This window comes from Sphingomonas sp. 10B4 (assembly GCF_035019905.1).
Lineage (GTDB): Bacteria > Pseudomonadota > Alphaproteobacteria > Sphingomonadales > Sphingomonadaceae > Sphingomonas > Sphingomonas glacialis.
In genome coordinates, this window is sequence record NZ_JASJVC010000098.1 from 1 (window position 1) to 10,100 (window position 10,100).

Consider the following 10,100-nt stretch of genomic DNA (forward strand, 5'->3'; position numbering starts at 1 on the left):
AGATGTGTATAAGAGACAGCCGCGCGCGGACCCGGCTGGCGCGCGGGGATCGCGCTTGCGCTGATCGCCTTTCTGGTCGGCGCGGGGCTCGCCGCGCTGCTCGTAGTCAAATACGTCAAGACCGATGCCAAGCCGATCGCCACGGTTACGGTCCCGGTCGGTGCTAATGGCCAGGCGCCGCTCGTCATCGTCCCCAACAAGGCAGCCGTTGCGGCGCCCGCGCTCGAACTCGCTGCGCTGACGACGCGCGAGGCCGCGCTCGCCGCCGAGCTCGACGCGCTCGAAGCGCGCGCGGGGGCGATCGACCGCGATTCGCAGCGTGCCTCGACCTATGCGACGCGCAGCCAGGCGCTGATGATCGCCTTCGCCGCGCGCCGTGCGATCGACCGCGGGCTCAATCTCGGCTTCCTCGAAGTGCAATTGCGCACGCGCTTCGTCGCGACGCAGCCTGCCGCGGTCGCGACGATCATCCAGGCGGCACGCGACCCCGTCACGCTCGAGGATCTGCGCGCCGGGCTCGATGGCGTCACACCCGAGCTGCTCACGGGTGCGGCGAGCAACGGCTGGTGGCAAAGTCTGCGCGACGAGCTTGGCCATCTGATCGTTTTGCGCCGTGCGGGAAGCCCGTCGCCGCTGCCGGTCGATCGCGTCGCGACCGCGCGGCGGTTGCTCGAGGCGGGCAAGGTCGAGGCGGCGCTCGCCGAGGTGTCGCGGACGCCCGGCGTCGCGTCGGCCGGTCGCTGGACGAGCGCTGCACGGCGCTATGTCGATGTCCGCCGCGCGCTCGACACGATCGAGAGCGCGGCGATCCTCGCGCCGGGCGTCGATACCGTCGCCCCGCAGCCGCAAGCCGCGCCGGCCCAAGCGCCCGCTACCCCGGCTGAGGCAACGCCTTAAGCGCCGACGCGCTCGATCAAGGCCATCGCACCATGCGGTGCGCGGACTTTCGCGCCGTTGATGAAGAAGACGAAGGTCTCGCGCGGTGTCTTCGGCGCGGGGTCGGCGAGATAGGGCAAGTCGACGGGCGCACTGCCCTCGGCCCAGCGTCGTGCCGTGCTGGCCCAGCGATCGAGCGCCGCTGGCGCATAGCCCGCGGGCTCTTCCTCGACCGCGGCCTCGAGCCGGGCATAGACCAAGTCGCCCGACACATCGGCGATCGCCGGATAGTCGGTCGAATCGGCATAGACGATCGCCACCCCGGCGGCTCGCGCGAGCGCGACGAATTCGGGTGTCTGGAAGCTTTCGTGCCGGACTTGCACCGCGTGGCGCAGCGCGATGCCGTCTTGCTCGGCGGGCAGCAATTTGAGGAACGCGCCGAAATCCTTCGGGTCGAATTTCTTGGTCGCCATGAACTGCCACAGGATCGGCCCGAGCCGGTCGCCGAGCTCGACGATCCCCTGCCCGGTAAAGCGCGCGATCGACTCACCCGCTTCGGCGAGCACCTTGCGATTGGTGCAATAGCGCGACGCCTTGAGCGCGAAGACGAAGCCGTCGGGCACCGCCTTCGCCCAGGATGCGAAGGTCGCTGGCTTTTGTGAGGAATAATAGGTGCCGTTGACTTCGATCGCGGTGAGCTTGCTCGCGGCATAATCGAGCTCGCGCTTGTGCGGCCATTTCTCGGGGAAGAAGCTGCCGCGCCACGGCTCGTAGGTCCAGCCGCCGATGCCGACGCGGATCTCGCCCGGTTTCATCGGCTCAGGCTGCCATTGCCGCGTCGCTGACGAACATATTGGTCCGGCGTTCGTGCGCGAAGGTGCTTGGCTGGCCGTGGCCGGGCAGGAAGGTCGTGTCGTCGCCGAGCGGCCACAGTTTGGTGACGATCGATTCGAGCAATTGCGGATGGTTGCCGCGTGGGAAATCGGTGCGGCCGATTGAGCCTGCGAACAGCACGTCGCCGACGATCGCCAGCTTTGACGGCCCGTGATGGAAGATGACATGGCCCGGCGTGTGGCCGGGGGTCTCGTACACGTCGAGCACGAGATCGCCGACGCTGACGGTGTCGCCCTCGACCAGCCAGCGGTCGGGTTCGAAATTGATGCCGGCGATGCCGTATTGCGCGCCGCTCTCGGAGAGCGAGCAGGTAAGGAAGCGGTCTTCCTCGTGCGGGCCCTCGATCGGGACGCCGAGCTGGTCGGCGAGCGGCTTGGCCTCGCCGCAATGGTCGATATGGCCGTGCGTCAGGATGATTTTCTCGACCGTGACGCCGTGTTCCTGCGCCGCGGCGAGCAGCTTGGGGAGGTCGCCGCCGGGATCGACAAACGCGCCGCGCATCGTCGCGGTGCACCACAGCAGCGTGCAATTCTGCTGGAGCGGGGTGACGGGAATGATCGCGGCGCGGAGCGGCGGCAGGGGGGCTTGGGTGCTCATGCGTCCGAGATACGGCGGACCACCGCGAAAACCAAGGGTTGCCCCGGGCAGCAAAGCCGGGGCATCTGCGAAACGACATATGGTGACGCGTCTTTCCCCGCCTTTCGTCCTGCTCGACGATGCCCGTGACGGCGGCGCACCGGCGCGGCTGTATCGCGATCCGGTACGGATCGTTGCGGCGCGGACTCTCGCGCAGATCGCGCCCGCGCTGGCCGAGTTGCGCGCCGCCCGGCGCGACGGGCTCCACGCGGCGGGGTTCCTGTCGTACGAAGCGGGGGCGGCGTTCGAGCCAGCGCTCGCCGAGCCGTCGGAATCGGACATGCCGTTGCTGTGGTTCGGGCTGTTCACCGACTTTGCCGAGATCGCGCGCGAGAATGTTCCCGGCCTGTTGCCCGATCCCGCAGGCGCCTGGATCGGCGCGCCCGAGTCGACGATCGACAAGCGCCATTACGACACGCAATTCGCAGCGGTGCAGGCGCTGATCGCCGCGGGGGATCTGTATCAGGCCAATCTCACGCATCTCGGCCAGATTGCGGTGCTCGGGGATCCGCGCTCGGCCTATGCGCGGCTGCGCGAAAGTGCACGCGCGGGGTTCGGCGCGCTGATCGACACTGGCGCCATGGCGGTGCTCTCGCTTTCGCCCGAACTGTTCTTCGCGCTCGAGGGTGAGACGCTGACGTGTCGTCCGATGAAGGGGACTGCGCTGCGCGGGGCGACCCCGGCCGAGGATGCCGCCGCCGCGCGCGCGCTCGCCGACGATCCCAAGCAGCGCGCCGAAAATCTGATGATCGTCGATCTGATGCGCAACGACCTTGCGCGGGTGGCGCGCGCGGGTTCGGTCGCGGTGCCGCACCTGTTCGAGGTCGAGCGCTATCCGACCGTCCACCAGCTCGTCTCGACCGTCACCGCGCAGATCGCGCCCGAGACCGATGCGATCGACGTGCTCGCCGCGTTGTTTCCGTGCGGGTCGATCACCGGCGCGCCGAAGATCGCGGCGATGCAGGCGATCGCCGAGATCGAGCAGGGGCCGCGCGGGCTCTATACCGGGGCGATTGGTCGTTTCGATGCTGACGGCGATGCGATGTTCAACGTCGCGATCCGCACGCTGACGCTGCCGCATGGCGCGAGCCACGCGCGCTACGGGGCAGGGGGCGGGATCGTCGCCGATTCGCGCGCCGCCGACGAATGGGACGAGGCCAGGGCGAAGACCAGCTTCATGACGCGCGATCCGCTGAGCTTCGATCTGATCGAGACGATGGCGTTCGATCCCGAACACGGCATCCTGCGGCTCGACCGCCATCTCGAGCGGCTGACCACGAGTGCGCGCGCGTTCGGTTTCGCGTTCGACCGGCATAGCGCGCGCAATGAATTGCAGGCGGCGACCTTCCGGCTGCGCGCGGGGCGCAAGGTCCGGCTGCTGCTCGCGCGCAGCGGCGCGGTGGCGATCGAGGTCGCGCCGCTGCCCGCGGTGCGCGATGCGCCGCTATCGGTCGCGGTGGTGCCGTTGCCCGTCACGCCAGCGGATATCCGCTTGCGCCACAAGACCAGCGATCGTGGCTTCTACGATGACTCGCGGCGCGCGGCTGGCTGCGACGAAGTCGTGTTCGTGCGTCCTGACGGACGGCTAACCGAAGGGAGCTTCACGACGCTGTTCGTGCCGCGCGGCGACACGCTGGTGACGCCGCCGCTCGCCGACGGACTGCTGCCCGGCGTGCTGCGCGCCGATCTCATCGCGCAGGGCCAAGCGATCGAGGGGGAACTTACCGAGGCCGATCTGACGCAGGATTTTTTCGTCGGAAACGCCCTGCGCGGACTGATTCGTGCGCGGCGCGTGGTTGCGACAAACGCTTCGGCACGATAAGCGCTCGCGCGAACCCGCCGCACCGCGGCATTTCCGCAAGGTCCTTCACATGCAGCCATCCGCCGCGCTCGTCCGCATCAAGCCCTCGCCAACGCTTGCGATCACGACGCGCGTCCAGGAGCTGAAACGCGCCGGCGTCGATGTGATCGGTCTTGGTGCGGGCGAACCCGATTTCGACACGCCCGATTTTATCAAGGACGCCGCGATCCAGGCGATCCACGACGGCAAGACCAAATACACCAATGTCGACGGCACGCCCGAGCTGAAGGCCGCGATCGTCGCCAAGTTCGCGCGCGACAACGGCCTGCATTACACGCCCGACCAGATCACCGTGAACGTCGGCGGCAAGCACACGCTGTTCAACGCGATGGTCGCGACGCTCGACGCCGGCGACGAAGTCGTCATCCCGGCACCCTATTGGGTGAGCTATCCCGACGTCGTGCTGTTCGCGGGCGGCACGCCGGTGTTCGTCGCGGCGGGCGCGTCGCAGGGCTACAAGCTGCTTCCCGAGCAGCTCGAATCGGCGATCACGCCGCGCACGAAGTGGGTGATCCTCAACTCGCCGTCGAACCCGACCGGCGCTGCCTACACTGCCGCCGAATTGAAGGCGCTCGGCGAAGTGCTCGAACGGCATCCGCATGTTTGGATCTTCGCCGACGATATGTACGAGCATATCCTCTACGACGGCTTCGAATTCGCGACGATCGCGCAGGTCTGCCCGTCGCTCTACGAGCGCACGCTGACCGCCAACGGCTGTTCGAAGGCCTATGCGATGACCGGCTGGCGGATCGGCTATGCCGGCGGCGCGTCGTGGTTGATCAAGGCGATGGCCAAGCTCCAGTCGCAATCGACCAGCAACCCCTGCTCGATCGCGCAGGCCGCGGCAACGGGCGCGCTCAACGGCGACCAGAGCTTCCTCAAGGATTGGGCGCGCGCGTTCCAGGGCCGCCGCGATCTCGTCGTGTCGATGCTCAACCAGGCCGACGGCATCACTTGCCCGCGGCCGCAGGGCGCGTTCTACGTCTACCCCGATCTGTCGGGCGTGATCGGTAAGTCGACGCCTGCGGGCAAATTGATCGACACCGACGAAGCGTTCGTCGGCTATCTGCTCGACGATGCCAAGGTCGCGGCAGTGCAGGGCGCGGCGTTCGGCCTCTCGCCGGCGATGCGAATTTCGTACGCGACGTCGGACGCGCTGCTCACGCAAGCGTGCGAGCGGATCCAGACGGCGTGCGCGGCGCTGCGCTAACGGTCAGTTTCCGTTAACGCTGGGTTGCCAATAAGCCGCTTGCGAAACGACTCCGAGAAGCCGATTTGCTGCACCGCAGCGATTCGGCACGGGGCCGGGCGCGAAAGGTCAGAAGCAATGCGTAGCGTCTTGAAGTCCGATTTCCTGTGGAAGTTCGTCGGTGGGTTCGCGCTGGGTGCGCTGGCGCTCGTGACGCTACATCCGATGGAACCGGCGCGCGCCGCGACGGCGAGCCAGGTCGCCGCCGCACGCTAAACGACCTTCAGGCGTCGAGACTTTTCGACGCTTGCTCGAACATATCCTTCGACAGACCCGGCGTTTTGACGATCCGCGCCAGTTCCGCCCGCATCATGCCCCCGCGCGCTGCATCGTAGCGCTGCCAGCGTCCAAGCGGCGCGATCAGCTTGGCGGCGGTCTGCGGATTGATCCGGTCGAGCGCGATCAGCTGGTCCGCAAGCAAGCGATACCCCGACCCATCGACCGCATTGAACGCGCGCTGGTTCACCCCGAACGCCCCGATCAGCGCGCGCGCGCGATTGGGGTTGGTGAGCGTGAAAGCGCGATGCCGCAGCAATTCGGCGACCATCGCCCCGGTATCGTCACGCGGTGCCATCGCCTGCACCGAGAACCATTTGTCGAGCACCAGCGCATTGTCGCTGTAGCGATTGTAGAAGATGTCGAGCGCTGCAATGCGTTCGGCCGAGTCGCCGGCGACCAGCGTGGTCAGTGCGCTCTGCCGGTCGGTCATGTTGTCGGCGGCCTCGAACTGCGCGAAGGCGAGCGCGGCGGCATCGCTCGCCCCCGAAGCGGCGATGTAGCCGAGCGCGACCGATTTGAGCCGGCGTAGGCCCTTCGCTCCGGGGGAGTAGACATAGCCCGAACCCGTCGCCTGCGACTCGTCGTACGCCGCGCGCCAGTCGGCCTCGAGCGTCCGCCCGATCTCGCGCCGCAAGGCCTCGCGCGCGCGGAAGATCGCGTCGGGGTCGACCATCGCCATCTGGTCACCGATGAAGCTTTCCGACGGAAGCAGTACCGCCTCGGCGATGAACGCCGGATCGAGCGTCGCGTCGGCAAGCGTCCCCGCGACTGCCTTGACGACCGCAGCGGTGTCGGCGCGATTGTTGCCCGCAGCGGCGACCAGCGTATCGAGCATCAATTGCTGCAACGCCTCGTAGCGCGCGAACGGATCATCGTCATGCGCGCCGAGAAAGGCGAGGTCGGCGGCGGTGCGGTCGGTTTCGAGGATCGCGGGAGCGGAAAAGCCACGGTTGATCGACAGCACCGGGCGTTCGCTGATGCCTTCGAACACGATGCGCTCCTCGGCATCGGTCAGCAGGATCGTCTGTTCGGGCGCGACGGTCTGCGCGGTCTCGGCCCCGAACAGCTTGATGCGCAGCGGGAGGACGAGCGGCAGCTTGTGCTCCTGCCCCGGCGTGGGCGGCGTGCGCTGGGCGAGCACGAGTTCGGCGCGGCCCGAGCCTTCGGTGTGGTGCAACGACGCGGTGACGCGCGGCGTGCCTGCCTGGCCGTACCAGCGGCGGAACTGCGTCAGGTCGATCCCGCTCGCGTCTTCCAGACTCGCGACGAAATCCTCGCAGGTCGCGGCGGTGCCATCGAAGCGGTCGAAATAGAGATCGGTCCCGGCGCGGAATTTCTCGCGGCCGAGGATCGTCGCGAGCATGCCGATGATCTCGGCGCCCTTGTTGTAGATCGTGGCGGTGTAGAAGTTCGAGATTTCCTGATATTCGTCGGGGCGGATCGGATGCGCGAGCGGGCCGGCATCCTCGGGGAATTGCGACGCGCGCAAGCCCCGCACGTCCTCGATCCGCTTGACCGCGGCCGAGCCCTGATCGGCCGAGAAGGCCTGGTCGCGATAGACCGTGAAGCCTTCCTTTAGCGACAGCTGGAACCAGTCGCGGCAGGTGACGCGGTTGCCCGACCAATTGTGGAAATATTCGTGCGCGACGACCGCGGCGATCGCGTCGTAATCGTAATCGGTCGCAGTGTCGGGATCGGCGAGGATGTAGCGCGAGTTGAAGACGTTGAGGCCCTTATTCTCCATCGCGCCGAAGTTGAAATCGTCGACCGCGACGATGTTGAACACGTCGAGATCATATTCGCGACCATAGACGCGCTCGTCCCATGCCATCGACGTCTTGAGCGCGTCGAGCGCATGATGGGTGCGGTCGATATCGGCTGCGCGGACCCAGATGCCGAGCGCGACCTCACGCCCCGACATCGTGACGAAGCTGCCGCGATTGACCGCGAGATCGCCCGCGACGAGCGCGAAGAGGTAGCACGGCTTGGGGAAGGGGTCGCGCCACTCGGCCCAATGCCGTCCGCCTTCGAGGTCGCCCGCCGCGATCGGATCGCCATTGGCGAGCAGCACGGGATAGCGCGCCTTGTCGGCGCTCATGCGGACATGATATCGGCTGAGCACGTCGGGCCGGTCGGGGAAATAGGTGATGCGGCGGAAGCCTTCGGCCTCGCACTGCGTGCACAGATTGCCGCCCGAGGCGTAGAGCCCCATCAACTGCGTGTTGCGTTCGGGCGCGATCTCGACCTCGGTCTCGATGACATGCGCCGAGCCGCTCAGTGGCAGGACCAGCGTCTCGCCGTCGAGCGTCCAGTCATTGACCGCGACACCGTCGACCTTGACCGACAGCAGGGTCTGGCCGGCGCCATCGAGCCGCAGCGGACGCTGATGCAGATCGCCGCGCTGGACGTGCAGCGTCGCCTTGACGCGCGTTGCCGCGGCATCGAGCGCGAAGTCGAGCGCGATTTCGGGCACTTGCCAATCGGGCGGCGTATACTCCGCACGGCGCGTGACATGGGGCTGGGCGAGGCTGGTCTGGAGATCGAGCATTGACCAAGATGTAGGGTGGCTGTTTGCCGCTCGCTACCGAAATCGCGCCGTTTGTGCGTGCGCTGCGCTGTGCTACCGCGCTCGTACAGATGATGAGGGCAGACATGAAGATCCGGTTCCTTGCGCTGGCGGCGATCGCGATGACGCCGGCGGCGAGCGCGCAGGACGCGCCGCTGCCCGACGATCAGGCCGCGATGAAGGCGCATGTGCTGTTCCTCGCTTCCGACGCGTTGCGAGGGCGCGAGGCCGGGAGCCCCGAATACCGGATCGCCGCCGAATATGTCGCGGCGCAATTCTATGCCGCGGGGTTGAAGCCAGCAGGCGACGGCGGCAGCTATATCCAGAAGGTGCCGCTCGTCAGCTATCGCGCGGCGGACAAGGGCGACGTCGTGCTGACGCGGCCCGGGGCGGCGCCGCTCGGGCTGGTATTCGGCGAGGACTATATGCCGGGCGTGGTGGCGGGCGCGGCGCAGACCGCGCTCGATGCGCCGGTGGTGTTCGTCGGCTACGGGCTGGTCGCGCCCGATTACAAGCGCGACGATTATGCCGGCGTCGATGTGCGCGGCAAGATCGTCGCGTTTTTCGGCGGCGCGCCGCTCAGCTTCCAGAGCGAGGAGCGCGCGCATTTCTCGAGCCCCGCGACCAAGGCGGTGATCGCCGCGGCGCACGGCGCGGTCGGCGCGATCGTGCTCACGCGCGCGACGCTGCCGCAGGGCGGCGCGAGCTTCGACCGGCCGCGCACGACCTGGGCGCGCGCCGATGGGACGGGCGATTCGCCCGGTGTGCCGATCCTCGCGACGTTGAGTGGGACGGGCGCGGCCAAATTGTTCGCGCAGGCCAAGACGCCGTGGTCCGCGATCACGGCGCGCGTTGCCGACAGCAATGCGACCTTTCGCGCGATGCCGCTCAACATCGGGGCGACGGTCGCGCTGAAGACGCGCTTCGAGCCTGCGATGAGCGGCAATGTTGCGGGGCTGATCCCCGGCAGCGACCCCAAGCTCGGCAAAGAGGTCGTCGTGCTGTCGGCGCATCTCGATCATCTCGGCGTCGGCACGCCCGATGCGAAGGGCGACGCCATCTACAACGGCGCCGAAGACAATGCCGTCGGCATCGCCGCGCTGATCGAGGAAGCGCGGCGCTTCAAGGCGTCGGGCAAGCCCCCGCGGCGCTCGATCCTGTTCCTCGCGGTCACCGCCGAGGAGAAGGGGCTGGTCGGTTCGGATTATTTCGCCAAGCACCCGACGCTCCCGATCCAGTCGATCGTCGCCGACGTCAATCTCGACATGCCGATCCTGTCCTACGCGTTCGAGGACATGACGGTGTTCGGCGCCGACCGCTCGACGCTCGGGCCGATCGTCGCGCAGGCGGTGGGGACGCTCGGCGTCACGATGTCGCCCGATTCCGATCCGGCGCAGGGGATCTTCGTGCGCTCGGACCATTATCGCTTCGTCCAGCAAGGCGTGCCTTCGGTCTTCCTGTGGCCGGGGCAGAAGGGGCCGGGCAAGGCGGCGACCGCCGATTTCTTCGCGCATCGCTATCACCAGCCCTCGGACGATCTGGCGCAACCGATCGACTGGCGGCAGGGGATTCGCTTCGTCGACGCCAATTACGCGATCGCCCGCGCGATCGCCGATGGCGATGCGCGGCCGCGCTGGAACAAGGGCGACTTCTTCGGGTTGCTCTATACTCCGTCTGCTTGACGACCCGCGAAATCGTCGCTCGCTCAAGCCATGATTCTGTAATCTGCAGGATCGATG

General features: G+C 67.5%; 9 protein-coding genes. 5 read left to right on the forward strand and 4 right to left on the reverse strand.

All coding sequences use genetic code 11. From position 1 onward, the window contains the following. On the reverse strand, positions 1-420 hold a 420-nt coding region (locus tag QN347_RS17675), incomplete at its 3' end, for a hypothetical protein (protein ID WP_323494247.1). On the opposite strand from QN347_RS17675, the gene QN347_RS17680 reads away from it, so the two are divergent. Next, a complete protein-coding gene (locus QN347_RS17680; protein ID WP_323494248.1) occupies positions 415-897 on the forward strand; it encodes a hypothetical protein in 483 nt (160 codons plus the stop codon). The genes QN347_RS17675 and QN347_RS17680 overlap by 6 nt on opposite strands. On the opposite strand, the gene QN347_RS17685 is transcribed toward QN347_RS17680, so the two are convergent. Both QN347_RS17685 and QN347_RS17690 read right to left on the reverse strand, forming a co-directional pair. Further along, complete coding sequence (locus tag QN347_RS17685; protein WP_322161639.1) at positions 894-1,691, reverse strand: DUF72 domain-containing protein; 798 nt, start codon at positions 1,689-1,691, stop codon at positions 894-896. The two genes, QN347_RS17680 and QN347_RS17685, sit on opposite strands and share 4 nt — an antisense overlap. A 4-nt stretch (positions 1,692-1,695) precedes the next feature. Beyond that, positions 1,696-2,367 (reverse strand): MBL fold metallo-hydrolase, encoded by a 672-nt coding sequence (locus QN347_RS17690; RefSeq protein WP_189676470.1) that lies wholly within the window; start codon positions 2,365-2,367, stop codon positions 1,696-1,698. Between the two features lie 79 nt (positions 2,368-2,446). On the opposite strand from QN347_RS17690, the gene pabB reads away from it, so the two are divergent. From pabB to QN347_RS17705, 3 genes are all read left to right on the forward strand, one after another. Next, entirely contained in the window at positions 2,447-4,228 is a 1,782-nt protein-coding gene (gene pabB, locus QN347_RS17695) for an aminodeoxychorismate synthase component I (protein ID WP_322161642.1), read from the forward strand. 49 nt (positions 4,229-4,277) lie between these two features. Further along, positions 4,278-5,477: a pyridoxal phosphate-dependent aminotransferase gene (locus tag QN347_RS17700; protein ID WP_322161643.1), complete on the forward strand. Its 1,200-nt coding sequence runs from the start codon at positions 4,278-4,280 to the stop codon at positions 5,475-5,477. 117 nt (positions 5,478-5,594) lie between these two features. Continuing rightward, the gene (locus QN347_RS17705; RefSeq protein ID WP_189676467.1) at positions 5,595-5,732 is read left to right on the forward strand and encodes a hypothetical protein; all 138 of its coding nucleotides are present in this window, start codon (positions 5,595-5,597) and stop codon (positions 5,730-5,732) included. 7 nt (positions 5,733-5,739) lie between these two features. On the opposite strand, the gene pepN is transcribed toward QN347_RS17705, so the two are convergent. Then, positions 5,740-8,343: an aminopeptidase N gene (pepN, locus tag QN347_RS17710; RefSeq protein ID WP_322161645.1), complete on the reverse strand. Its 2,604-nt coding sequence runs from the start codon at positions 8,341-8,343 to the stop codon at positions 5,740-5,742. 104 nt (positions 8,344-8,447) lie between these two features. Here pepN and QN347_RS17715 point away from each other — a divergent pair, with 104 nt between their 5' ends. Further along, positions 8,448-10,043: a M28 family metallopeptidase gene (locus QN347_RS17715; RefSeq protein ID WP_322161647.1), complete on the forward strand. Its 1,596-nt coding sequence runs from the start codon at positions 8,448-8,450 to the stop codon at positions 10,041-10,043. The last annotated feature ends 57 nt before the right edge of the window (positions 10,044-10,100 follow it).